The organism is Nostoc sp. (assembly GCF_036919555.1).
Lineage (GTDB): Bacteria > Cyanobacteriota > Cyanobacteriia > Cyanobacteriales > Nostocaceae > Nostoc.
Genome location: NZ_JBALCS010000088.1, coordinates 18,794 through 43,813 on the forward strand (window position 1 = coordinate 18,794; position 25,020 = coordinate 43,813).

Below are 25,020 nucleotides of genomic sequence, written 5' to 3' on the forward strand. Positions count from 1 at the left end.
GAGTTAAAATTCATAACTCTCAACTCTCAACTCCTAACTCTTCTAACCGTTGCAGTTGAATTTGATGCAGGCGTGGACCAATAATTGACACCACAGTGAATTCGAGATTTTGATAACAGAAGGTTTCGCCTTTGGCAGGAATTTTCTGTAACTCATACAGCAAAAAGCCCCCTAGTGTTTGGTATTCTCTTGTCAAGGGCAAATTGAGATGTAAAACTTCGTTGAGGTCATCGAGGTTAATCTGTGCCTGCACCAGAAATTTCTGCTCATCTAACACCTGAATCAGTAAGTCGTCGCTGTTTTCAGGTTCGCTGGTGTCGCCAATGATTTCGGCAATGACATCTTTGATTGTCACTAGTCCCACAGTAGAGCCAAATTCATTCACTACCATGACCATAGCTGGTTTCTCTTGCTGCATCATTGGCAAAAGTTCACTCAAGGACGTATGTTCTGGAACAAACCGGGCGGGACGCATCCAAGGTTGGATCTGTGTCTCTAAACTTAGCTTTCCTACAGCTAAAGGTTGTGCCAAATCTTTAAAATAAACAATGCCGCGAACATCGTCCAAAGATTCACCAATCACGGGATAGCGAGAGTAACCAGTAGAAGCCATTTCCTTGAGTAATGTCTGGAAGGTAGCATCTTTTGGCAGCGCGACAATACTGGTGCGGGGGATCATTACATCTTGGGCGATGACACCCCCAAACTCAAAGACATTATTGAGCAATTCTCGCTCTGCACGCTGTAAACCAGTAGACCCCCATTCTGTAGAGATAATCAGTTGCAATTCTTCGGGAGTTATAGGCGGTCTCCAGCCTTGACCTGTGTATTGAAGACCAAAAATACGCAATAAGCAACGAGTTGATTGGTTGAGAATCCAGATGAAGGGGCCAAAAAAACGCACGATCGCTTTTACCGAAGGGCCCAAAAACCTCGCTAGCTGTTCTGAATACAGCATGGCTAAGGATTTGGGACATAGTTCTCCGATCACAATTTGCAAATAGGCAATCAAGAAAAAGGCGATGGGAATTGATAGGGAATGAGCGATGAAGGTAGTCATCCCACTGGGTAAAGGACAGGATTTTAACCATGCATTCACCAGCACGACAATCGTACTTTCTCCAATCCATCCCAGTGCCAAACTAGAAAGGGTAATGCCTAACTGGGTGGTAGATAGCAGTCGATCGATACTACGTTGTAGCATCTCCACAGCGATCGCTGGAATATCCCCAGCCTTAACTAGCTGGTGAATACGCGATCGCCGCACGCTCACCATCGAAAATTCCGCCGTCACAAAAAAGGCATTTATGGCAATCAGCAGTAGCACTGACAACAGCCGCAGCGCCACGTCTGTCCAAATTAAATTAGGAAAACCACTCACTGCCAAAGCTCGTGTAAAACTCACGCCCTCCATTTAGGGGAATAGGGAGTGGGGAGTCGGGAGTGGGGAATAGTAAAAAATAACAGATAATCACCAATGCCCAATGCCCAATGCCCAATGCCCAATGCCCAATCTACCTTTCTACAGGAATATTCGATGCTTCTAGCTTCAATTGTTGAGCGGGATAATCAGTGAGAGCCAGTGATATCTTCTTGACATCATCAAGCAAAGCTGTGGGAATGCTCACTGTACCGGAAAATGTTGGACCATTTGCAGGCAATTCTGTTGGTAAACCCTCTGTACTAGCACTCAGGGTTCGTCCTTTATCATCGGTAACATCTAAAAAACTATACAGGAAGCGGACAGAATCTTTACCTTTGTTCTGCATTTTCACTTTCAGTAGCAAATCACCACCAGAGTAGCGGACAGATTGCACAGACATGGTTACACCCTCACTCTGGGCAGTAACCGGAAAACCTGGCTGGAGTTTTTCTTCAACCACTTGTGGGCGTTTTTCCTCTGGCTTCTGCTTGCTGCTATTGGTTTCTTCATCATCTTCCTCTAGCTTTTCCGATAAAGCCGCCTTGGTCTTACCCTCAATTCGCGCCTTGACAATTTTCAGGATCTCTTCCTCTTTTAATAGTACTAGCCCTGTCTGTTGGGAGTTATTTGTCTTATTGCTGGCAAATTTGGTTGTGGGACGCCCATCTGGTGTGGTAACGCCTTTAAGTGCTGAACTCCCTAGTTCAAAACCCAAAAACGCGCTCACAGAACCTGCTCCCAACATCAGGATTAACAAAATCAAAGTAAGAAGTACAGTAGAATTTATTTTCATTGCTGACAAGCTATCACAAAAGAATGCTGGTCTATTTAAGAATAGTGAAGCTTTTGACCTCAATCCTTAAAGGAACTTAATCAATATTAGTTTGCACTATTTCATGATTAAACTATGTAGTATAAAAATCTGGTAAATTATTCTCCAGTATTCACAGGCGGTAAATTTGTGCTATAATTACACAATTGGCTAAACGCAGTGCATGAAATATATTCCTGACTCTAAAATTAGCAAATCAGGTTGACCTAAGAGTTGAAGTAATTGACTCGTAGGAACCCGAAACCCAAAAAACAAGCGCCTTTGGCCGATTGGGGAGGCAGCGAACTCATAATTCGCCTTCAGGCTGGTTCGATTCCAGCAGGGCGCACTGAATGATCAAAAAGCAGTAATTGAGGGATAAAGGGCATGGGGCATGGGGCATTGGTTAGTAATTCTTCTCGCTTGTTCCCCACTCCCGTACAGACGCGATTAATCGCGTCTCTCCACTCCCAATCTTACCGAGGTGGCAAAGTTTCAAACCTAAATTCAGTTCCGACTTTGAGTTTGTTGCTATTCAAACGGGGAGACATGATCAGCGACGTGTCATAAGGATTTGGTAAATCAGGAGTGCGAATATAAGGATCGTTGCCAACTTGCTGAGTCAGGACATCATGATATAAAGTGTTAACCAACTCAGCATCGTGGGCAATTTCATTTTCTGGGAAGGAACCACCGAAGCTGGAACCAGAGCCGAGAAATGAGTCTAGCTGACGCTTGAGGCTAGCATTTTCGTAGAAATTGCGATCGTGACGAAAAAAAGCTCGTTCAAATACATCATTCGTAGTTTCATAATTGGGTGTTTCCGTTTGGGCAGATGCAACAGAGGGAAAAGTAATACCAGCAGCAAGCAGCACCAATAAACCACCAAGGGTTTTTAATTTTATACGCACCTTTCTAACTCCTCAATTTTTAGGCAATCTTAATTTATGCTTAAGTTCAGAACTCTGATGAGTTCAACCTTTGGTGTAGCACAACTTTTAATGTTTTGTAATGACGTATCCTACTGAAACTCTTACCTACTCAGATATTTGGTCAACCACTGCTGATTTGACCACCTTGCGCCACAAGCTACTAGATTTATTTTGCCAACTTGCTTATCAAGAGGGTGATTTTCTCCTCTCTTCTGGGCTACGTAGTTCTTATTACGTGAACAAGACACAGGTAACACTCCATCCTCAAGGTGCTTTGGCAGTTGGACGGCTGCTGTTTCCTTTTTTACCTGTAGATACTCAGGCTGTGGGTGGTTTAACATTGGGGGCTGACCCAATTGTGACAGCAGTGAGTATAGTTTCTGTTTATGAAAACCGACCGATACCAGCGCTGATTATTCGCAAGGAAGCCAAAGGTTATGGGACAAGAGCTTATATAGAAGGTCCGAGTTTACCAGAAGGTGCAAAAGTAGTAGTTTTGGAAGATGTGGTAACAACTGGGCAGTCTGCTCTGAAAGCGGTTGAGCGTCTTAAGGAGGCAGGTTATACCGTGAATCAAGTAATTTCACTGGTTGACCGACAGCAAGGAGGAGGGGAGTTGTACCAGTCAGCTGGGTTAAAGTTTGAAACTTTGTTTTCGATTCAAGAAGTTCAGGAACGCTTCCGACAACTTGCGAATTCATAAACAATAGGACTTATAGCATTTCCTAGTCTACTGAGGTGCAGTAGCAACAATGAGTAAACCAGCTTTGGATATCTTTTAAAGACACTTTATTAAAAGCTTCTTCAATTGCTTTTCCCAAATCTGAATAATTTCTGGCACTGATAGTAATCCGATTTGATTTTTGAAAAAATCTAAGTATATGTAGGGGAGCCAGTGCGTTGCGGAGGTTCCCTCCGTTGTAGCAACTGGCGTTGTGTTATCACATAGGGTAACGCACCCTTGTATCTTAGAAATCAAATATGAGTCCTATATCTTTTTTACCTTAAGGAATAGAAATCGATCGCAATAATCGCTCAACAACTGTTCTAGCATTGCGTCCTCCTCTAGGAATAAGGCGATGGCAAAAAACATGAGGGACGAGAAATTTCACATCATCGGGGATGGCATAATCACGCCCTAATAGAAAAGCTAGCGCTTTGGCAGCCCGTTGTAATGCTAATGTGCCACGCGGACTGACACCAAGGGCGATTTCCTCATCTTGCCGTGTTGCCCGCACCAATTCGAGGATGTACTGTTGCAGGGAGGTTGCCACTTTTACTTGAGAACAGAGGTAACGCAATTCTTGTACTTCTGCCAAGGTAATACAAGGCTGCAAATCAGCAATCTTCACACCATTTTGGAGATTTTGCAGCATAAGGAGTTCTTCTGCCTCGGAAGGATAGCCCAAACTCAACGACAACATAAACCGATCCATTTGCGCTTCCGGCAGGGGAAAAGTACCTTGATACTCGATCGGGTTTTGAGTGGCAATCACAAAGAAGGGCTGGGGAACTGGACGAGAGACACCATCGACTGTTACCTGATGTTCTTCCATAACTTCCAGTAAAGCTGACTGAGTACGGGGTGTAGCGCGGTTGATTTCGTCAGTTAACAGCACATTGGCAAAGACTGGCCCAGGAAGAAAAGTAAATTCGCCGCTTTTTGGCTTCCAAATGTTGGTACCAGTGATGTCAGTTGGCAATAAATCGGGAGTGCATTGTAGCCGTTGAAACTTGCCATCCACTGAACGAGCTAGGGATTTAGCGAGCAGGGTTTTACCAACACCAGGGACATCTTCTAGGAGGGCATGACCACCACCTAGCAATGCTACTAGCACTAAGCGTATTGCCTCAGTTTTGCCAACGATGGTAAGAGCTAGATTTTGTGTTAAAGCGTCAATTTTTTCTCTCATGCGGTGCGGGGAGTGGGGAGTGGGGAGTAGGGAGTAGGGAGTGGGGACTAAATTCTTCCCAATGCCCAATTTACCTAAATACATTGTTCCCACTTAGAACTCCAAACTCCCGTACAGATGCGATTAATCGCGTCTTCTAACTCCTGTACAGACGCGATTAATCGCGTCTCTACTTTTAACTTTGCGCTCCAGCACTCAAAACTTCTCTAGCAACAACGCAGTCAAGTTGAATTTGTGTTTTCAGGGCTTCTAGAGAAGGAAATTTTTGTTCCGGGCGCAAAAATTTAACTAGCTGCACAACTAGTTTTTTGCCATACAAATCACCAGACCAATCGAGCAGATGTACTTCCGTAGATGAATAAGTACCATTTACAGTGGGGCGATTACCGATATTCATTACGCCCAAGCTCTCACTAGGAGTGACATCTGATGTTTCACCGAGAGTGAAAACGCGGACAGCGTAAACTCCTTGGCGGGGCAAAAACTTTTCTTTTGGTATTTGGAGGTTGGCGGTGGGAAAGCCAATTGTTCTGCCCAATTGTTGACCTTGAAGGACATCACCAATTAGGGTGTAGGGGCGTCCTAGCAGGAGATTTGCGTTTTCGATGTCGCCGTACTCAAGGGTTTGGCGGATTAATGAAGTGCTAATGCGGGCATCCTGAGTCGGAGTAGTACTGACGCAACTACTTTCGGTGGGCGAGTCACCTGTATAAGTTTGTAAAGGGACGATAGTAACAGGGATATTGTGCTTGGCGGCGAGTAATTGCAAATCTTTAGCAGTACCACTGCGCTTTTCGCCAAAACAAAAATCCTGCCCGATGCTAATTCGCTGGCATCGCAGTTGTTGCACAAGAATTTTTTCGACGAATTCTTCGGGGGTCAAAGCAGATAATTCTTTGTCAAAGGGTAGTAATACCAATTGTTCTACCCCAAGCGATCGCAATTGTTGGACTTTTTCATCCAGTGGCGTTAACAAAGTCCGGGGTTGCCCCGTAAAAAACTCGTGTGGATGGGGGTCAAAGGTGACAACTGTTGAATAGATATATTCTCTATTCGTCAGTTGTTGATTTTCATTTGACTGCGGACTACTGGCTACTGACAACTGACTACCAGCGTGCAACACTGGTTGAATTACCCTTTGATGACCAAGATGAACACCATCAAACTTGCCAAGGGCAACAGCAGTCGGCGTTAGCAGTTCTTCGCTTGAAGAAGCAAGCCACACAGAACACCCATTTTGAGACAAATTTAGCACGTGGATTCTGAGATTTTAGGTTTATTTTAGCTATCAGCAGAAAGCTACCTTATGGTAAACCGTCTTGAGGAGGACAGCTTTTGTAGACGGTCTGAACTTTCACCAACTGCTCATGAAGTCTTGTGTGATCAGCCAGGATGTTGATGCCACCCTTTTTAGCTATCAGCCAAAAGCCTAATCCACAGTAAGTAGCCCAAGATGGTATCTTGTGGTATCAGCTTAAGAGCTAATTGCTAAGTCCAGATAACCCCAAAGACCAGAGCTAAAAAGGCTCTAGTTCGGTGCTGAGACTGCCACGAGGTTTTACCCCGACCATCAGCCGCAATCTTAGGGCATCTGTGGGTGTCTGGGCTGTGTTGGTGAATCTATAAAGTGTGTCCTCCTGTTGTCGCCCTGATCCTGTGGCGCTCTGACAACTCTGGGCAAGGCTGTCTCACCGTGCAGTCAACAGGTATGCTCTCATGCTGAAAGCCTCTGATCACCAATCTAATCTAAAATCTCCAATTCCTGCGATCGCAATCTTTAGACAGAAGACTTCGTAATAGGAAAAGATTCTGATAAGGAAACTGATGTGGGAACCTCAAGTACCATTCCTTCCCGTGCCATTATCGCACCAGAAAACTTTGCTGCTGCTTCTACCCCTACACGATCTAAAAAGTCGTCATCGTGTGCGGGGTCGTGGTGATAAATCACTAGAGTTTTGACATTAGCAGCTTGTGCCACTTTCACCGCTTCTTGCCAAGTAGAATGTCCCCAGCCAATTTTCGGGGATTTTGGGGAGTGATATTCCTCATCAGTGTAGGTAGAATCGTAAATCAGAATGTCGGCATTACGAGCTAGCCACAACACATTGTCATCGAGTCGGTCGGGAAAATGTTCGGTATCAGTAATATAAGTAGCAGCGCCACCACGCCAGTTGACGCGGTATCCTACGGCTTCACCTGGATGATTTAGAGGTGCTGTTTCCAGGGTAAGATCATCGATGTGGATTGGTTGCCCTGGTCGAATGTCGTAGAAATTTAAATTGGCTTGCATAATCTGCAAGGGTACGGGAAAGTTGGGGTGCAGCATCTGGTCATTCAGGCGCTGTTCTATGGTAGAACCATCAGGTGCGATCGCGCCGTAAATATGAAAGTCATTCCCCTTGGCAAACCCTGGGGTAAAGAAGGGAAAACCCTGCATATGATCCCAGTGAGAGTGGGTAAAAAATATATGAGCTTCTAACGGCATTTGGCGCAACAAAGATTGCCCCAAAACGTGTAATCCCGTGCCGGCATCGAAAATTAAGCGTTTATCGCCCGCTTGCATTGATATGCAAGGGGTATTACCGCCGTAACGAACGGTGTCTGGCCCTGGAGTGGGGATGCTGCCGCGCACGCCCCAAAATTGTACGGTAAATTGGTTCTCTATCCTAGACATAGGTGTTGCTTGCTGGACTGAGCGGGCGATAATTGGAAAAATTGTTACTTATTTTGTCTAAGTTTATGCTGTCTAATCGATTTTGCCAGAGGGAGGATTTCTTGGTAAAACAGCATACTCTGTTTTCGGCTGATTGTGTAAATGTGGATGAGATACTCTCAGGTAGAATTTTCCAGTTTTTGGAAGAGATGTGTATCATTTATTTCAAGAGTGTCCCTACGTTATAGCTTACTTTTTCTGTGATGCCTTTGAATAGCCCCAGTTTTTCCTGATAAATCAAATGATTTACGGAAACTGGAATTCCCATTCAGACAATTTATCTAGTCCAGTTGCGTAGGTAAGATTGTATTGTAACGGGGTGATACTGATGTAGTTTTTACCTACAACTTGCACGTCTGTCGGTACATTTTGAGGCAGATTTAATCCGGTTGGGGGTTCCACATCCTCAATTACCTCTCCAGTTAACCAGTAGTACGTTTTTCCACGAGGATCAACTCGTTTATCAAACACATCAATGTAATGCCGCACTCCTTGACGGGTGAGAGTAACTCCGGCAATTTCTTCCCATTTGACCGCAGGAATATTGACGTTGAGTAACATTAAATCTGGTAGCGGTCTTTGGGCTAACTGGTCTACGAGAATTTTGGCAAACTTAGCAGCAGGTTTAAAGTCTTTAGATGTGTGACTAGTAAGACTCAGCGCTACACTGGGAATGCCTTCAATTAGACCTTCCATTGCCGCAGAAACAGTACCAGAATACAGAATTTCAGTTCCCAAATTTGCACCTTGATTAATGCCAGAGAGAACCAAATCGGGAGGAGTTTCTAGCAAAGCCCACAGCGCCAATTTGACGCAATCTGAAGGCGTACCATCGCAAGCCCAAGCTTTGACAGTGGGATGAAAAATCTCTTCAACAATTTCGGCGCGAATTGGTTGGTGTAAAGTTAACCCATGTCCAGTTGCCGATCGCTCTCGATCTGGGCAAACTACACTCACATCATGACCTGCGTCTGCCAAGTAGTTGGCTAGGGTACGAATCCCCAAGGCAGAAATGCCGTCATCGTTGCTAATTAGTAATTTCATAGTCATTGGTCATTACTTATTAATTATTTGTTATTTGTTATTAGCCATTTGTCAATGTCGCAGGTCACAAGCAGCAAAAAAACATATATACTCACTAGTACACTTCCCCATATTTTTGTACCAGTCAAAGTGTCACCCTGACCGACATCCCGCCTAGAACTTAAGTTCTAGGCTAATAGCTCAAGTCCACTTAAGTGGACTGAAATTTTCCCTTTGACTGAGTCTAGTCATGTACATCGCTTCAAATTTTGTATTTAGTCCTCTTGAGAGGATTTTAGCTATTAGCCTCGGAATTTATGACAAGGCTCTATGGCAACCAAGCAAAAGATTTATAAAGATGTTGGTAATGACAAAACCTTTAACAAGGGGCTTAAGCCCCTTGTCTTGTTAATTGAGATATTAGCTGGATTTATGCCAAGCTGTACTAGCTCAATCGTCTGTAACTGATAAATAGAGGTTTGGTTTCGATCCACGCCTTTGGCTGATGTTAATGGCATAGCTGTAAGTTTATTTATCGACTAGTCACAGCTTTTGATTATAGACTAATGACTAATGACTAATGACTAATGACTAATAACTAATAACTAATGACTAGCAATTTAGAAGCTCAACTTTTAGCACTGCGGCAGTCAGGAGAAAAAGCGATCGCAGCCGCCGACACCCTAGAACGTCTGGAGGAACTCAGAGTTAACTATCTGGGTAAGAAAGGGGAGCTGGGGGTACTGTTGCGAAGTATGGGGCAAATGAGCGCAGAGGAACGACCAAAAATTGGAGCGATCGCTAATACAGTCAAAGAATCCCTGCAAACTAGTCTAGACCAGCAACGTGCTGCCTTAGAAGCCGCGCAAATTCAAGCTTTGCTAGAGGCGGAAACTCTGGATGTAACTATGCCAGGAATTTACAGCCCCCAAGGTCGCATTCATCCCCTCAATGGTATTATCGACCGGGCGCTGGATATCTTTGTCGGTATGGGCTACACCGTGGCTCAAGGGCCAGAGATGGAAACAGATTACTATAATTTCGAGGCTCTCAATACCCCGCCTGACCACCCCGCCCGTGATATGCAGGATACTTTCTACCTGCCAGATGGTAATCTTCTCCGCACTCATACCTCGTCAGTGCAAATTCGTTACATGGAAAGAGAAGAACCACCGATTCGGGTTGTGGCTCCAGGGCGAGTTTATCGGCGAGATAATGTAGACGCGACTCACTCAGCAGTTTTCCATCAAATAGAACTTTTAGCCATTGATGAGGGACTCACTTTTACAGACCTCAAAGGCACAATTAAAGTATTTTTACAAGCAATATTTGGCGATTTACCAATTCGCTTCCGCGCCAGTTATTTCCCGTTTACTGAACCATCGGCTGAGGTGGATTTGCAGTGGAATGGCCGCTGGCTGGAGGTGATGGGCTGCGGTATGGTCGATCCAAATGTACTTAAGTCTGTGGGTTACGACCCAGAAATTTATACTGGGTTTGCTGCCGGTTTTGGTGTAGAACGCTTTGCGATGGTGTTACATCAAATCGATGATATTCGTCGTTTGTATGCTAGCGATTTACGATTTTTGCAGCAATTTTAGGTAATTGGTTGCAAAGATAGAATAGGCTAATTGCATAAGTCACTAATTCCCCTAAGACTATAAACTTAGGATTACACCGAGAAGCCTGCTTGCTTTTGCAGGCTTTTGAAGTTTTTTCTTCTTTAGTTCTGGCAGTTTAGCTTTGTTTATTGCAGCTTAGTGATGATAAAGGTTAACTGTGTCAGCCTGAAATACAGAAATAACAAATTGGTTCAACTGACAAACATTTCCATATTTTCAACAACATTGGAGTAAAAACATGGGACTTCAGGAAGAAATCGACAAAATGAGGCAAGAAATTAGAGCCGATAACTATTCAATGTCTATCGGGGAATGGATAAGCCTTTATGAGAACAAAGAAATTGATATACATCCTGAGTTTCAAAGATTTTTTCGGTGGAGTACTATACAAAAAACAAGATTAATAGAATCTATTTTACTTGGTATACCTATCCCACCGATTTTTGTTTCGCAACGTGAGGATGGTGTTTGGGATGTTGTAGACGGTCTTCAAAGACTATCTACAATATATGAATTTGTGGGAAAACTCAAAAATGAAGATCAAGAAATTCTCGTACCACTTGTGCTTGAAGAAACTAAATATTTACCAAATCTGAAAGGTAAAAAATGGGAAGATTCTTCTGAGCCACAAAACTCTTTAACCCCAGCTCAACGTCTATTGATTAAAAGGGCTAAAATTGGTGCAACTATTTTACTGAAAGAAAGTGACGAAATTGCCAAATATGAGTTATTCCAACGATTAAATACTGGCGGTTCAATAGCTACTCCACAGGAAGTAAGAAACTGTATTCTTGTAATGTTTAATCAGGAAATGTTTCATTGGCTTAAAAATTTAGGACAAAATGAAATGTTTAGAGAGTGTATAGCTCTTAGTGAACGACCACTTGAAGAACAATATGATATGGAGCTACTATTAAGATTTTTGGTTTTCCGCACTCTTGAAGAAAAAGAAATGAGGAAGATACGTAATGACTTAAGCGGTTTTTTAACCGAGAAAATGGTAGAAATGGCTAAAAATGAAAAATTCAATTATTCGGAAGAAGAAGCGGCGTTTAAGAAAACATTTGAAATTTTGTATGAACAAATGGGAAGTGATAGTTTTCGGAGATATTCTCCAACTAAAAATAAGTTTTTAGGAGGTTTTCTAGTTTCTGCTTATGAAGTCATTGCTTTAGGAATTGGTTACAACTATGAGAATATATCTCACTCACATATTGATATAACAGAGAAAGTAAAGCAAATTTGGATAAGCCCTGAATATACAAATTGGTCAGGTTCAGGTACTACTGCACAGCGAAGAGTACCAAAACTAGTCCCCTTTGGTCGTCAGATGTTCCAATAATGAAAATACGTACTTTAGAGCAGCTAAGTGATAAGCTGGCAGAAGAACTTGCATGGCGAAAAATAGAACTTTCAGCATTGAAAGCCCTAATTGATTTAAAGTCATTCTCGCCAGGAAAACAAAAGGCGTTACTTCGTAGTGGAATCACTATGCTTTATGCTCATTGGGAGGGATTTATCAAAGTAGCAGCTAATACTTACTTAGAATTTGTTGCTATGCAGGGTCTTCCTTATAATAAACTTTCCAACAATTTTATAGCATTGGCAATAAAAGATAAGTTAGAGCAAGCAAATCAAACAAATAAAGCAACTATATACAATGAAGTAGCAGAATTTTTTATAACAAAACTGACAGAGCGAAGTATCATAAAATACGAAAACAGAATTGCGACATCTAATTTATCATCATCAGTTTTTAAAGAGATAGTATGTATGCTAGGTCTAGATTACAGTTTCTATGAATCAAAAGAAGTACTAATAGATGAAAAATTACTAAAGAAAAGAAATATGATTGCTCATGGAAATTATCTTGATATAGATGAAGAACAGTATGATGAATTACACGGAGAAGTTGTAGCGATAATCGATAATTTCCGTAATCAGATAGATAATTGTGCATCTACAAAACAATATTATTGCCAAAGTACATCTATCACATCGCCATAACATGAAAATAAGTGGCAATTAAATTTGGGCAAACACGGGTTTGATTTCGTAGATGCTTCTCAGGTTTTTGAAGGTGCAACATTCACGTTTGAAGATGAGCGTTATGCTTATGGAGAACAGCGCTTTATTACACTGGGACTATTGCACGGGCGAGTGGTGGTGATTGCCCATACAGAAGTTGGGGATGAAATTCGTGTGATTTCGATGAGGGTTTGAAGTATGACGATCGCACGGATAGGAAGTAATTTGAGAAATGCGATCGCCGTCAAAACTTTCATCATCTCCAACAGTAAAATGTAGTCAATAATTCCCACCCAAGATTTATGCCATGAGCCGATGGCCTTTTTACCGCAGGATGCAATAATCGCAGAAGAAAAGCTAACCAAGTATTTGCTTGTGCCGTTGCCAAAAGACGATAAATCTAAATTTCTGGCTAGGGCTGGGTACACACTAGACAATTGGCAACAACTGGAACGGGATCTACGCGCTCAAGTTTTAACGCAACCTGCCGAGGCGATCAAAACAACTCGCTATGGTAACAAGTATGCCATTCGTGCGTGTCTACGAGGGATTAATGGCGTTAAACTCAATATCTTAAGCATTTGGATGGTTGCAAACGATACAACCAAATTTGTCACCTTAGTGCTAGCTCAAGGAGCCAACTCATGAAGATACAGCACCCTCTATTCTCCCAAGTTGCCTTAGCGCAGGACTTACCAGAATACAACCTGAAACGCGGGAATGTTGCAACAATTGTGGAACATTATCCTATGCCTGAAGGGGAAGAGGACGGGTATAGTCTGGAAGGGTTTGATTTGCCCCATGTGACGATCGAAGTACCAGCATCTCAAATTATCCCCATTGCCCAGTGGCAGCAAGAAGAAATAATTTTAGCCAAGTTACGCCAGCTATCTGGAGCGAGGCTGTTGCAATTACAAGACTATCTCGATTTTCTCTTGCAAAAAGAAGAGTCTGAGCATCAGAGTGCTTAAAACTGTGAGTGCCAAATGAGTCCTGAATGACCAGGGATATCTCCCAAAGGTTCAAATCTCCCACATAAGTATTTGGCGAGAAACTGCTGGGCGATCGCTTCTATCATTTTCCCAGAATTACAGCTAACCACAGAGCAAGTATTCAACGCTGGAGAAACCAATGCGGGTGATGCGATTTCTTAGTTTAAATTTAATAGACAGACTAAGTGATTTAAGAGGTGCGATCGCACACGTCTCATCTAGCATTAAGTGGTAACATGAAAAATGGAGCAAAGGGAGTAAAACTTCACTACTCATTTAGGACTAATATAAAATAGCTAAATCTGCTTACTATCAAACAGATGTTATCTAAACTAAGAGTTCAGCACTATAAGAGCCTCTTTGATACCGAAATAGCTTTAGAACCATTAACCGTATTCATTGGGCCTAATGGTTCTGGAAAGTCAAACATTTGTGAAGCTCTTGCTGTACTATCTGATTTTCTCCAAAGGATGATAGCCGAGAGAAATGATGCAGATGTAATACATTTTTTTACAAATTCTTTAAATACTGTAAGCAAGAACCAGCAGAGCATTGAATCTAAATTCTGGCATGGAAAGCCAGATTATTTTATGTTTGAGGTCAGCACCCTTCCTACAACAGAAAGCACTCCTTCTGAAAAATCTAAAAACTTTTTAGACCTATCATTTCATCTTGATTATCCTCAGCGAGAAGTCAATATAAGAAATCTTGAAAAAACTATTGGCATATCACATCAATATACAACTACATTAAGAAAATTCCTAGTTTCTAATGAATACCCAGATTCTCCCCTGAACAATGCCCTGAAAAAGGTTAGTATTTATGATTTTGCCCCAGTTGATCTCTCTAGTAAAGCTGTATCAACTGGCAGTATGGACAGGACTGGACAAGGAATTACTTATGCTCTAGTTGATATTTTGCACGCTAATCGTAAAGGTTTTGATGAATTAGAGGAGCGTTTGACGCGGCTTGTTCCTAACATACAAAGAATTGTATTGCCCCGTGGAGAAAATCAAACCTTTTTACTGGAATTGATTGATAGATATTCAGAACACCGTATTCCTGCTTATGACATATCAGATGGAACACTTAGAATCCTAGCTTTCCTAACTGCGCTGTATCAAGAGAACACTCCAAGTATCATTTGCTTTGAAGAAATAGAGAATGGAGTTCATCCTTGGCTGCTGCACAAAATGATAGAGTTATTGAAAATTGTCTCGACAGAAGGAATTACTGGTAAGCCGGTTCAAGTTTTAATCACAACTCATTCTCCTGTACTGCTAAATTATGTTGAACCTCATCAAGTACGTGCTGTTGAGCTAGATAACGAAGGTAGAACTCAAGTCCATAGTTTACCCATAGATTCTGTGCGTTTCCAGAAAGCGCTGGAAGCTTATGATGGAGAGTTAGGTGAGCTTTGGTTTACGAATACATTTGGAGGCAATCCGGTATGAATCGTCCGATTCGTATTGGGCTAATTGCTGAAGGTGAGGCAGAACTGGGAGCAAGTATTCCGTATATCAAACCAGAGGACGGTGGAAAGGTTATTGAAAGAAATAATGAGGGGGCACTTCATACATTAATTAGACGAGAGCTTAAAACTGCTGGATTACCTGATTGTAATTTTGTACAGAGACATCCATCAAGCAGTGAAAGTAAGTGTTCTAAACGAAGAACTGGACATTCAGTCTTAGCTCCAAAGTATTTAGCACAGGTAGTTATCTCTTGGAAACCAGAGGAGGTAGACATGATCCTCATTGTGGTTGATGCGGATGATAACCTATCTCAAAGGCAGCGGGATTTAGAACGTGCTTTAAATAAGATTCGTGACAATCACTTAGATGTCAATGAGCAACCAATCAATGATCGTAGTGCAGGAGGTTTAGCAATTAGAAATTTTGAAACCTGGTTGCTAGCTGACACTCAAACTGTTTCAAAATTTTTAGGTGTAGAGCTTGAACAACTTGAAAATTTAGAGGCTTCAGATGGTACCAAGGATATTTTAGAGAAAGCGATCACAGAATCAACTGATCTCTCTGAAGAAAGTAGCAATCAACGTCCGCTTCAAATTCGATGGGACTTAGCTTCTCAGATTGATTTAGGTATTATTAAAACTTGCTGTCCAAATGGATATGCTGCTTTTACAAAATATTTAATTGTAGCGGCAAAAGTGGTTGCTGAACTTAACAGTTAGGTTGCATTCCACTTTTGGGTCTACGCTTACTAGATTTAAAATATCAAGGTGGTCGGTGAATGACACTAACCACCCTTTTGAGACTTTATTTAACTATTCCTGAATGACCTGGGATATCTGCCAAAGGCTCAAATCTACCACCTAAGTATTTGGCGAGAAACTCCTCTGCGATCGCTAACGAGTTTTTTATACTCGTGAGTAGTTTGTGCTGTCTTCGCTAAAACGCAAACTACAAACAATTCTGAAACCCAAGATTGGAGGATAGGGAACAGGGCAGTTTAGCGGCAATTGTCGCAATGTCCGCAACGCAAGTTAGCTGCTTCTTTGTCAAAACCAAAGGCATTTAATAAAAACTGCCAACGACACTGCTTTGTAGTCAGATATTGATGCATTTGTTTAGCAGCGTGTAATTGTGTTGGTGGCTGAGTTCCGGCTTTTTGCCCAATAGTGTAATGGAAAGGGTCAAGCCAGTTTAGCTGACCATTGCTATGGAGTAAAGATAAGGCGATCGCACCATCAGGAAATTGTCGGGTTATTGCATTCACTTCTCCCTGTTTTGGTAATTTTTTCACAAGTTGCTGCGCTATTTGTTGTTGCGATCGCATTTGTTCTTGAAAAAACTCCTGTCTTTGCTTATCCTCTGGATCTAACCACCCCGTAGGTTCACTTACCAATGTCAACGCCTCGGCAGGTTTCCCATCCCTTCCAGCCCGGCCAATTTCTTGCACATATTCAGACAGCAGATGTGGCGCGTGAAAATGTATTACCCAGCGAACATCAGATTTATTTATCCCCATACCAAACGCACAGGTACACACCACAAAGGGGATTTTGCCACCTAACCAACTTGCTTCTACTTCACGCCGTTCTGTTGCACCCAATCCCGCATGATAACTAGCTGTTGCATAACCCATCTCTGCTAACCATTCAGCTAAATCTTCACTATCTCTCCTAGTGCGAACATAAACTAATCCCGATTGTTGCGGTCTATTTTGAATAAACTTTAATAATTGTTGTTTCCTACCTCGTGGTGTCCAAGCAATGCGAACACAGGGATGCAAGTTAGGACGGTAGGGATTCAAGCGGAAAATCTCTGGTTGCTGTAATTGTAAAACTGTTTGAATAATCTTTTGGGCTGAGGTGTCAGCAGTAGCGGTAAAAGCAGCAATACTAATTTTTGTTCCTGGTGGTTTTGATTTTAGTAGTGCAGGACGCACCGCGCCTAATCTGCGATAAGCTGGGCGAAAACTATCAGCCCACTGCACTAAACAATGAGCTTCATCTAAAATTAAGGCATTAATTTGCAATTGCGGCTGACATAATTTTTCCCACACTGGCGCACTTAACAAAGTTTCTGGCGATAAATAAAGTAATCTTAGCTGTTGACGATCTAAAGCTTGCAGAGTTGCACGGCGTTGAGATGAAGACAATTCACTATGTAAAAGCGCTGCTTTCTGATGGCTTTGTTGTAGTTCCTGTACTTGATTTTCCATCAACGCCACTAAGGGCGAAACTACTAAAGTTAATCCTGTTTGTAGCAGTGCGGGAAGTTGAAAACAAATCGACTTTCCTCCACCTGTAGGCATAATAATCAGTGCATCTTTTTGTGCCAATAAACTGCTGACAATTTCTCCCTGTGGTGGACGAAAATCTTCATAACCCCAGATTTTTTGAAAAGCTGCGCGGACTTCTTGCCAAGATTTTGTTGTATCCTGATTCATAATCAATGATAGATATACCAATATCCTTGAATACTGAATATAGCCTCTCTTATCCAGCTCATGGTTCAGTATTTTCATCATCTTAGGTTGCAACGCACTGACTTCAAGAATGAATTAGAATTAATTATTATAGACCTCTTGCAAAAGTCCCAAACACCCCAGCCTTAATCCCCTCCTTGCTTGCGGGGAACTCGGGGCCCCCTCTAGGGATTAGGGGCAGGGAGACAAAGCGTAACTTTGGCGGGGTGGGGTTCTTATTTCTGATTTATGCAAGAAGTCTTATGCATTAATATATTTATTACAACAGTTTTCATGTATTTGAACCACATCTTTCGTAAGGGTACAGCAATGCTGTGCCCCTACCGCGTGGTCTATTTACCTGAAAATAGCTATAAATACAAGATTCAGGCAGATGAACGAAGAATTAAAACAGAGATTTTACATCAATACCGATAAATCTAAATTAAATATTCAAATTATTCATGATTTTTTACAAACTTCTTATTGGGCTGAAAACATACCATTAGCTACTGTGGAAAAGTCAATAAAAAATTCCTTATGTTTTGGACTTTATGAAGGTGAGCAACAAGTTGGCTTTGCGAGAGTCATCACTGATTATGCAACTTCTGCATTATTAAAAGATGTTTTGATTCTGGAGCCTTATCGAGGACAAGGTTTAGGAAAATGGTTTGTAGAATATATTTTGGAATATCCAGAATTGCAAGACGTTCAAAGGTGGATGTTAGGCACAAAAGATGCTCATGGACTTTATCGGCGTTATGGTTTTAAAAATTTGACAGAGCCAGAAAAAATCATGATACGTTTAAATACTAATGCTGATTACTCATGAGTAAGAGGATATTTTAAAAGTATTAGGCGACTAGAAGTCGCTACTACACAAACTTTCGTCTTCCTCCGTGGACTAACACAAAATCAAGGGTTTGCTAACCTACGGAGGCAGGTTTTGTCTGTATAGCCAAGCCAGTGCAGTCTTGGGGGTTTCCCCCATGAGCAACTGGCGTGCGACTTCTAGTCGCCAAAGCTACTGATTTTGGGAATGGAAAGGACAACCGCCTGCCGTTAGTTTCTGAAGAAAGGCATTATTATCAAAATAATGCTCTAAAGACTCAATCTTCAAATCATCAGTTACGTGAGCAATACTAACTCCTACCATTTCTATTGTTTCCCCGGTGGGTGCATAGTCTTTATACGAACCATTAAATGTTCCCCAATGTCGCCACTTAAAAGTAACATTAGGCGGACCCGAAAGGACTTCTGTTAGTTCCCAAAGGAAGCCATTAGGAAAGGCTGTATGAAAAAGTTCAAATGAAGTTTCAAAGGTTTCTGTTTCAGAGCTATACTGCTCACTTTCACCCAGAAATAGGTTATAAGTACCTTGCTGGGCGACATCTTGAGGATTGTATTGTTGCCCCCCATTGCTACTCATCTTAAACTTATCAGTAACAATCGAAAGCCACTGTTGAGGATTAGATTTATGAGAAGCTTCCATCTCAAAAGTTCGGACTAAGTTTTGTGCGATCGCTTCTAAAGAACCTTCTGGATGCTGAAATTTGCTTTCTTGATGAAGAAATTCATTGGTATAAGAATAATCAGGGCGTTTTCCTTCTCGCCACTGTACTTCTTCATCATGAGCAATGACTATATCTCTATCTTGTACCCAGAGCGGCAATTCTGGAGTTTTTTCGCTACTCATGCAAGCTAACTGACTATAAAGATCATTTCTTAGAATAAAATTTTATGGATATGAGGTAAATCTAAAAATCTAAAAAAGTAAACAATATTCATAATGAACTCAATAGACTTAACTTTTTGCCAAAATTCAAATATTAGCAAAAAGAACCACAAATAAACATCAATGTTTATCTGTGGTTCGATTGTTTTTACACTTTCTGTGCAGTTACTTCCTGTTGTTTTTCTTGAGTTTGTAATGCAGAATACAGCCTATTCAGCGCATTTACATAAGCTTGTGCAGATGCCACAATGATATCTGTGTTCGCTGCATGACCAGAAAACACTTTAGATTCATAACGTAAACGAATCGTCACTTCTCCAATGGCATCAATACCAGCTGTTACTGACTGGACAGAAAACTCAATCAACTCGTTGGGCACATTCACCACACGATTGATGGCTTTGTAAACTGCATCCACTGGCCCAGTACCGATCGCAGCATCGGTTAATTCTTCACCTTCTGGGGTGCGGAGGGTAACTGTAGCAGTGGGACGGGCGTTGCTACCACAGGAAACTTGCACCAACTCTACACGGAACAAATCGGGCGCTTGTTGGATTTCATCGTTAACGATCGCTTCCAAATCCCAATCAGAAATTTCTTTCTTTTTATCTGCTACGTCTTTGAATCTGACAAATGCTTTATTTAATTCAGTATCCGACAGTTCAAAGCCCAATTCTTTCAACCGAGTGCGGAAAGCATTTCTCCCTGAATGTTTACCCAAAACTATTTGATTGTCTGTCAAGCCAATCAATTGGGCATCCATAATTTCGTAGGTCAGCCTGTTTTTTAACACACCATCTTGGTGAATCCCAGACTCATGGGCAAAGGCATTCGCCCCAACGATCGCTTTATTTGCTTGTACTAACATTCCCGTTAAATTAGAAACTAAGCGTGAAGTTTTGTAAATTTGCTTAGTGTCAATATTTGTCAGGGATTCTTGAGAATCTGCTGGTCTCCCCAAATAGGGGTTAAAATATTGCCGTCGCACATGCAAGGCCATCACCAATTCTTCTAGTGATGCATTTCCAGCACGTTCGCCAATCCCATTAATCGTACATTCTAGTTGCCGTGCGCCATTTTTCACGGCTTCTAAGAAGTTAGCAACTGCCAAGCCTAAATCATTATGACCGTGAACGGAAATAATCGCTTGGTCAATATTGGGAACATTTTCGATAATGCCCTTAATTATGGCTCCAAATTCGCTAGGGGTGGTGTAACCCACAGTATCGGGAATGTTAACTGTTGTTGCACCAGCTGCGATCGCTCCCTCTAAAACTTGGTAAAGAAATTCTGGATCGGTACGAGCCGCATCCATCGGCGAAAATTCGACATCTGTCATGAAGGACTTGGCATAAGCTACCATTTCTTGGGCGATCGCTAGCACTTCTGCCCGTGACTTCCGCAACTGATACTCTAAATGAATATCAGAAGTGGAAATAAATGTGTGAATTCTGGCGTTAACTGCTGGTTTTAATGCTTCGGCGGCCGCTTCAATATCTGCTTTAATCGCTCTTGCCAAACTGCAAATTACCGGACCATTTTCTGTCCCGACAATTTGAGAAATCTTCTTAACTGCTTCAAAATCTCCAGGACTGGCAAAGGCAAAGCCTGCCTCAATTACGTCCACACCCAGACGCGCCAATTGCTTGGCAATAACTAGCTTTTCGTCTATATTCAGTGTTGCTCCTGGACACTGCTCTCCATCTCGCAATGTCGTATCAAAAATGATGATTCGATCTGTTTTGTTTTTCATTTGCGGTTTGTTGTTTAGTTTCTAGGTAAGAATTCACTCCGTCAGAATTCAGACCTCAGAATCGTTAAAGAATCAGACAAAGATTTAATGAATGAATATCCAAATCATACTAAACTCCTTATCAATTCTGACTTCTGACTCCTGGGTGCCGAATTCTTACCTTTCTAGTTGCGGCTCAATATATCTTCAACCTTAGTTTTTCTTTTACTCTTACCTTTGTAAATAATTGCTAAGGCTACTAACCTTCGGTTTTTTCTATTTGTTCTCTGATATCATTTAAATCTATATATCTATCAGTAGCATTCCGTAGCTCTCTAGCGATCATCCCTTCTGTTGATACTACCGTAATATGTGTATTTTTGGATCGTAATAGTTCGATTGCTCTTTCAAAATCTCCATCGCCACTGAATAATACTACTCGGTCATACTGGTCAACTGTATTAAACATATCTACAACAATTTCAATATCTAAATTCGCTTTTTGCGAGTAACGACCAGACGTATCATCATAATATTCTTTAAGAATTTTAGTTCTGACTGTATATCCTAGACTAATTAGAGCATCTCTAAAACCTCGCTGATCTTGTGGATCTTTTAAGCCAGTGTACCAGAATGCATTAATTAATGTTGTTTCTGATTGCTCATGTTTGAAGTATTCTAAGACTCGCCGAGGGTCAAAAAACCAGCCATTCTTTTGTTGAGCATAGAACATATTGTTTCCGTCTACAAAAATAGACAGACGATTCATTGGAGAACCCATACAAATTTACACCTAATAATATAAATGAATTTAGATCGAACAATAGATTATAGCAATTCTCAAATGACAAGTTTGCTAATATCTATAAAGTAGCCCTTTATCTATAGCTTTTATCCTACCTCTTTCAAAGCATAAAAACGGCTGCAACATTGGAGTTGAGATCTTGGGTGCTAAACCTTATTCACCTCCGGCACTACAAGAGCTACCCTCTGATCAAAATCTACCAATAAAATTGACTGAGTGACAGCATTCATCGCTGTATAACACTAAATTTTACTCCTAAAGAGGTATAGCATAGGCTTAGGCTAAGATATAAGTTAATGCCTATCTATAGGTAAAGCTTTCAGTATCGGGACACGCTTTGTGGGGAGTACCAATATTGCGCCAGAGACAGAAGACGGACTTGGGACAGCTTCTGGTAAAGTATCCAGTTAGGAGCCTACCTGTTGGTTGGGTTGGGGCAAAATCTCGCCGCAACCAAATGCACAGGGGAAGTATATGCGGCTCTGATCTGTGGGACAATCACTAGTTGTAACTCACTCAACAGAAAAAGAATAAGTTAGCCAATGACTGAGTAGGAATCTCTTGGGGACTAGCTCTGGCAATAAAAGTTTTTTGATGAATAGAAGATACTTTACAAATGTATAAGATTGTCATTTAAGTCTTATTTCAATGAGCTTGTACTAAAACGTGGTCTGAATAAATAAAAGTGTTGGACTTAAATCAATCAGTAACACGATATGGCAGAAGAACCTACATCTACCTTAACTAAAAACTATGTCTCTGCTGCCAATAGACACTCAAGTAAACCGACAAAAGTAACTTCGACAGCATCGGCTCGCCAGTCCAGGTGGATGGTTCGCTTAGGTCATCTCCTTGCTGGTGCTTGGGCAATCGGGGCAGCACTGCTGACTGCTTCTGGTGGGGAATTGGTTCAATTGAGCGAAAATCAGGCGCTTTCTGACTTTTTTCAACTGCGTGGGCCGATTGTGCCTCCAGAAGACATCGTAATTTTAGCAATAGATGATCAGTCAATCTCAGTTCCCGAACAGTACTATAAAACAAATCCGAAACAGTATGCCTACCTAGAAACACTGAAATCTTATCCTTATCAACGTGCTGCTTATGCTCAGGTGATCACAAAGTTAATCAAAGCAGGTGCCCGCTCTGTAGCGGTAAATGTCGTTTTTGACACGCCAAGTAGTTATGGAGTTACTGACGATCGCCAACTCCAGGCAGCATTGCAAAAATATGGCAGCAAAGTTACCTTGGCAGCGGTTTACGAAAATTCCCAGACGCACCAAGGGTCTTTTATGCAACTGATAGACCCACAACAGATGTTTCGTACAGGGTCAGTGTCCATTGGCTCAGTTAATTTCCCCGTGGAGGTGGATGGTAAAGTTCATCGATTGGCGAGTGAGTTTTCTAAGTTGCTAGCTGAAGATAATTTGATCGAGAAGTTACCTTCCTTTGATGAAGCAGCGCTCAGGGCAGCACAAGTAAATTATCCTCAACCAAAGGGCGATCGCATTTATTTTTGGGGATCTGCGGGTACATTTGAGCAAATACCCTTTTGGCACGTACTCGACCCGGAAAACTGGAACACCTATTTGCAGCAGGGAAAGGTGTTCAAAAACAAGATCGTGCTGATTGGGGCAACAGATAAGTTAAACAATGATTATTATCCAGTCGCTGCTAGCAACAGCAGTAAACCCATGTCGGGCGTGGAAATTCACGCCAATGCGATCGCCACTTTGATGGCAGGTAAAGCGATCGCCCCAGGAATTAATAGTCCACGGTTGCAGGGTTTGTTTGTGCTAATTCTAGTTGGCAGTACAGCCTTGATGATTAGCAGACGCAAGCGTAGTATCAATAGATTTCTATATAGCCTTGCCCTGTCTGGTACTTGGGTAGGAATTAGCTATGGGTTATTTGTCAATGGTCAGTTAATTTTTCCCACTACTGTACCAACGATCGCGATCGCAATGATCGGACTTTCCTACCTGGGAACTTCATTAGTCAGAGAAAGCATCAAAAAACGCCAATTAGTAGACATTTTTCAGAAGTATAAAACTTCCACAGTTGTCCAAGAGATTATCAGCCAACAAGATGATTTCCAAGGACTAATCGAGCAACGAGATTTAGCCTTATCAGGGAAAGTCCTGGCTCGACGCTACAAAATTGTCAAAGTTCTCGGTTCCGGTGGATTCAGCGAAACCTATATTGCCGAAGATACCCAACGTCCTGGTAATCCGCGATGTGTTGTCAAGCAACTAAAACCAGCTAACACTAAACCCGAAGGATTGCAAATTGCCAGACGTTTTTTTAAGTCAGAAGCGCAAACACTCGAAAAATTGGGAACGCACGCTCAAATCCCTCAACTTTTGGCGTATTTTGAAGAAGATGAAGAATTTTATTTAGTGCAAGAACAGATAATTGGTCATCCTTTAAATCAGGAACTCCCAGCAGGTATAGCAATTGATGAAATTGCAGTGATCAAAATTGTCAGGGATTTATTGCAAACATTAACATTTATACATAAAAACAACGTGATTCATCGGGATATTAAGCCCAGCAATATTATCCGGCGACATTCAGACGGTAAACTGGTACTAATTGACTTTGGAGCCGTCAAAGAAGTCAGCACAAAACAGCTTGATCATCAAGAGCAAATCCCCTTCACCATTGGCATTGGTACTCAGGGTTATGCACCAAGGGAGCAATGTTTTGGGCGTCCACACTACAGTAGTGATATCTATGCAGTGGGAATGGTTGGGATTAAAGCCTTGACTGGTATAGCACCCCGTGAGCTAGATAGAAATACTGAGGGGGAGATAAAATGGAGCGATGCCTACGGCGGTAAACTACGCACGCAAGTGAGCCACTCCCTAGCTCAGATTCTCAGCAAAATGGTGCTGGATGACTTCAAACAGCGATATCAGTCTGCATCAGAGGCTCTTGAGGCTCTTGAGGCTCTCGAAACTCTTGAAGCTTTTGACGATGTTATAAATTCCCAAAGTATATACCCCACGCCACAGGATGACTCATTAATGAATACTTTAGACGATTTAGGCGCTCCCACAAAATCTTGTTCAGAAGTACAAGATTAACAATTCAAAATTCAAAATGACGCTCGCAAACTCGCTCTAAGCGAAGCCATGCCGTTGGCGCAGCCTCTCGTAGAGAAGGCTTTACGCTACGCTAACAAAATTCAAAATTAAAGACATTTTGCCTACGGCACGCTCAACGCGAAGACGCGGGGATTTAAACCGCGACTGAAACAGGACTTATATCATGTTCGGTAAATCACTTACGATTAAGCTCCGATTTTAATCCACCAGTGAAAACCCGTTAACCCTTGAATCAAATCTTGCTGTTGAAG

Annotated in this window: 21 protein-coding genes, 1 tRNA gene and 1 pseudogene; 12 read left to right on the forward strand and 11 right to left on the reverse strand. The window is 41.8% G+C overall.

Annotated features, from left to right (window positions below):
- Nucleotides 1-19 precede the first annotated feature (19 nt).
- Together V7K36_RS24275 and V7K36_RS24280 are read right to left on the reverse strand one after the other, a co-directional pair.
- Nucleotides 20-1,414 (reverse strand): hemolysin family protein, encoded by a 1,395-nt coding sequence (locus V7K36_RS24275; protein ID WP_335120077.1) that lies wholly within the window; start codon nucleotides 1,412-1,414, stop codon nucleotides 20-22.
- 100 nt (nucleotides 1,415-1,514) lie between these two features.
- On the reverse strand, nucleotides 1,515-2,216 hold the full coding sequence (locus tag V7K36_RS24280; RefSeq protein WP_335120080.1) for a hypothetical protein: 702 nt from the start codon (nucleotides 2,214-2,216) through the stop codon (nucleotides 1,515-1,517).
- A gap of 294 nt (nucleotides 2,217-2,510) precedes the next feature.
- On the opposite strand from V7K36_RS24280, the gene V7K36_RS24285 reads away from it, so the two are divergent.
- Nucleotides 2,511-2,583: transfer RNA gene (locus V7K36_RS24285), tRNA-Ile, on the forward strand.
- Between the two features lie 127 nt (nucleotides 2,584-2,710).
- Here the strand turns inward: V7K36_RS24285 and V7K36_RS24290 are convergent.
- Nucleotides 2,711-3,145 carry a hypothetical protein gene (locus V7K36_RS24290; RefSeq protein WP_334828568.1) on the reverse strand — a complete coding sequence of 145 codons (435 nt, stop codon included), beginning with the start codon at nucleotides 3,143-3,145 and terminating at the stop codon, nucleotides 2,711-2,713.
- Between the two features lie 100 nt (nucleotides 3,146-3,245).
- Between V7K36_RS24290 and pyrE the strand changes: the two genes are divergently transcribed.
- The gene (gene pyrE / locus V7K36_RS24295; RefSeq protein ID WP_335120082.1) at nucleotides 3,246-3,869 is read left to right on the forward strand and encodes an orotate phosphoribosyltransferase; all 624 of its coding nucleotides are present in this window, start codon (nucleotides 3,246-3,248) and stop codon (nucleotides 3,867-3,869) included.
- Nucleotides 3,870-4,170: 301 nt separating this feature from the next.
- Here pyrE and V7K36_RS24300 read toward each other — a convergent pair whose 3' ends face one another.
- The 4 genes from V7K36_RS24300 to surE form a co-directional block, all read right to left on the reverse strand.
- Nucleotides 4,171-5,079 carry an AAA family ATPase gene (locus V7K36_RS24300; RefSeq protein ID WP_335120102.1) on the reverse strand — a complete coding sequence of 303 codons (909 nt, stop codon included), beginning with the start codon at nucleotides 5,077-5,079 and terminating at the stop codon, nucleotides 4,171-4,173.
- Between the two features lie 175 nt (nucleotides 5,080-5,254).
- A complete protein-coding gene (locus V7K36_RS24305) occupies nucleotides 5,255-6,334 on the reverse strand; it encodes a bifunctional riboflavin kinase/FAD synthetase (RefSeq protein ID WP_442948513.1) in 1,080 nt (359 codons plus the stop codon).
- Between the two features lie 522 nt (nucleotides 6,335-6,856).
- Nucleotides 6,857-7,753, reverse strand: coding sequence for an MBL fold metallo-hydrolase (locus V7K36_RS24310; protein ID WP_334941596.1), 897 nt, complete (start codon nucleotides 7,751-7,753; stop codon nucleotides 6,857-6,859).
- Between the two features lie 285 nt (nucleotides 7,754-8,038).
- Nucleotides 8,039-8,836, reverse strand: a complete 798-nt coding sequence (gene surE, locus V7K36_RS24315) for a 5'/3'-nucleotidase SurE (RefSeq protein WP_335120104.1) — start codon at nucleotides 8,834-8,836, stop codon at nucleotides 8,039-8,041.
- A 587-nt stretch (nucleotides 8,837-9,423) separates the two neighbouring features.
- Here surE and pheS point away from each other — a divergent pair.
- From pheS to V7K36_RS24355, 8 genes and pseudogenes are all read left to right on the forward strand, one after another.
- On the forward strand, nucleotides 9,424-10,416 hold the full coding sequence (pheS, locus tag V7K36_RS24320; RefSeq protein ID WP_334828559.1) for a phenylalanine--tRNA ligase subunit alpha: 993 nt from the start codon (nucleotides 9,424-9,426) through the stop codon (nucleotides 10,414-10,416).
- 259 nt (nucleotides 10,417-10,675) lie between these two features.
- A complete protein-coding gene (locus V7K36_RS24325; RefSeq protein ID WP_335120084.1) occupies nucleotides 10,676-11,779 on the forward strand; it encodes a DUF262 domain-containing protein in 1,104 nt (367 codons plus the stop codon).
- On the forward strand, nucleotides 11,779-12,444 hold the full coding sequence (locus V7K36_RS24330; protein WP_335120086.1) for an MAE_28990/MAE_18760 family HEPN-like nuclease: 666 nt from the start codon (nucleotides 11,779-11,781) through the stop codon (nucleotides 12,442-12,444). The genes V7K36_RS24325 and V7K36_RS24330 overlap by 1 nt, the downstream gene beginning before the upstream one ends.
- Nucleotides 12,445-12,459: 15 nt before the next feature.
- Nucleotides 12,460-12,660, forward strand: a pseudogene (locus V7K36_RS24335) (BrnT family toxin); the annotation flags it as partial.
- Between the two features lie 120 nt (nucleotides 12,661-12,780).
- Nucleotides 12,781-13,113, forward strand: coding sequence for a DUF6883 domain-containing protein (locus V7K36_RS24340; RefSeq protein ID WP_335120088.1), 333 nt, complete (start codon nucleotides 12,781-12,783; stop codon nucleotides 13,111-13,113).
- Complete coding sequence (locus V7K36_RS24345; protein ID WP_334941586.1) at nucleotides 13,110-13,436, forward strand: DUF4926 domain-containing protein; 327 nt, start codon at nucleotides 13,110-13,112, stop codon at nucleotides 13,434-13,436. Before V7K36_RS24340 ends, V7K36_RS24345 begins: the two co-directional genes overlap by 4 nt.
- A 341-nt stretch (nucleotides 13,437-13,777) precedes the next feature.
- Nucleotides 13,778-14,911: an AAA family ATPase gene (locus V7K36_RS24350; protein ID WP_335120090.1), complete on the forward strand. Its 1,134-nt coding sequence runs from the start codon at nucleotides 13,778-13,780 to the stop codon at nucleotides 14,909-14,911.
- Nucleotides 14,908-15,651 carry a hypothetical protein gene (locus V7K36_RS24355; RefSeq protein WP_335120092.1) on the forward strand — a complete coding sequence of 248 codons (744 nt, stop codon included), beginning with the start codon at nucleotides 14,908-14,910 and terminating at the stop codon, nucleotides 15,649-15,651. Before V7K36_RS24350 ends, V7K36_RS24355 begins: the two co-directional genes overlap by 4 nt.
- A gap of 278 nt (nucleotides 15,652-15,929) precedes the next feature.
- On the opposite strand, the gene V7K36_RS24360 is transcribed toward V7K36_RS24355, so the two are convergent.
- Entirely contained in the window at nucleotides 15,930-17,372 is a 1,443-nt protein-coding gene (locus V7K36_RS24360; RefSeq protein ID WP_335120094.1) for a RecQ family ATP-dependent DNA helicase, read from the reverse strand.
- 412 nt (nucleotides 17,373-17,784) lie between these two features.
- On the opposite strand from V7K36_RS24360, the gene V7K36_RS24365 reads away from it, so the two are divergent.
- On the forward strand, nucleotides 17,785-18,222 hold the full coding sequence (locus tag V7K36_RS24365; RefSeq protein WP_335120096.1) for a GNAT family N-acetyltransferase: 438 nt from the start codon (nucleotides 17,785-17,787) through the stop codon (nucleotides 18,220-18,222).
- Between the two features lie 192 nt (nucleotides 18,223-18,414).
- Here the strand turns inward: V7K36_RS24365 and V7K36_RS24370 are convergent, their stop codons facing one another.
- The 3 genes from V7K36_RS24370 to V7K36_RS24380 form a co-directional block, all read right to left on the reverse strand.
- Nucleotides 18,415-19,086, reverse strand: a complete 672-nt coding sequence (locus tag V7K36_RS24370) for an ester cyclase (RefSeq protein ID WP_335120098.1) — start codon at nucleotides 19,084-19,086, stop codon at nucleotides 18,415-18,417.
- A 187-nt stretch (nucleotides 19,087-19,273) separates the two neighbouring features.
- Nucleotides 19,274-20,878, reverse strand: coding sequence for a 2-isopropylmalate synthase (locus tag V7K36_RS24375; protein WP_334828399.1), 1,605 nt, complete (start codon nucleotides 20,876-20,878; stop codon nucleotides 19,274-19,276).
- Nucleotides 20,879-21,116: 238 nt separating this feature from the next.
- On the reverse strand, nucleotides 21,117-21,638 hold the full coding sequence (locus V7K36_RS24380; RefSeq protein ID WP_196517317.1) for a LabA-like NYN domain-containing protein: 522 nt from the start codon (nucleotides 21,636-21,638) through the stop codon (nucleotides 21,117-21,119).
- A 740-nt stretch (nucleotides 21,639-22,378) separates the two neighbouring features.
- Here V7K36_RS24380 and V7K36_RS24385 point away from each other — a divergent pair.
- Nucleotides 22,379-24,748 carry a CHASE2 domain-containing serine/threonine-protein kinase gene (locus V7K36_RS24385; RefSeq protein WP_335120100.1) on the forward strand — a complete coding sequence of 790 codons (2,370 nt, stop codon included), beginning with the start codon at nucleotides 22,379-22,381 and terminating at the stop codon, nucleotides 24,746-24,748.
- The last annotated feature ends 272 nt before the right edge of the window (nucleotides 24,749-25,020 follow it).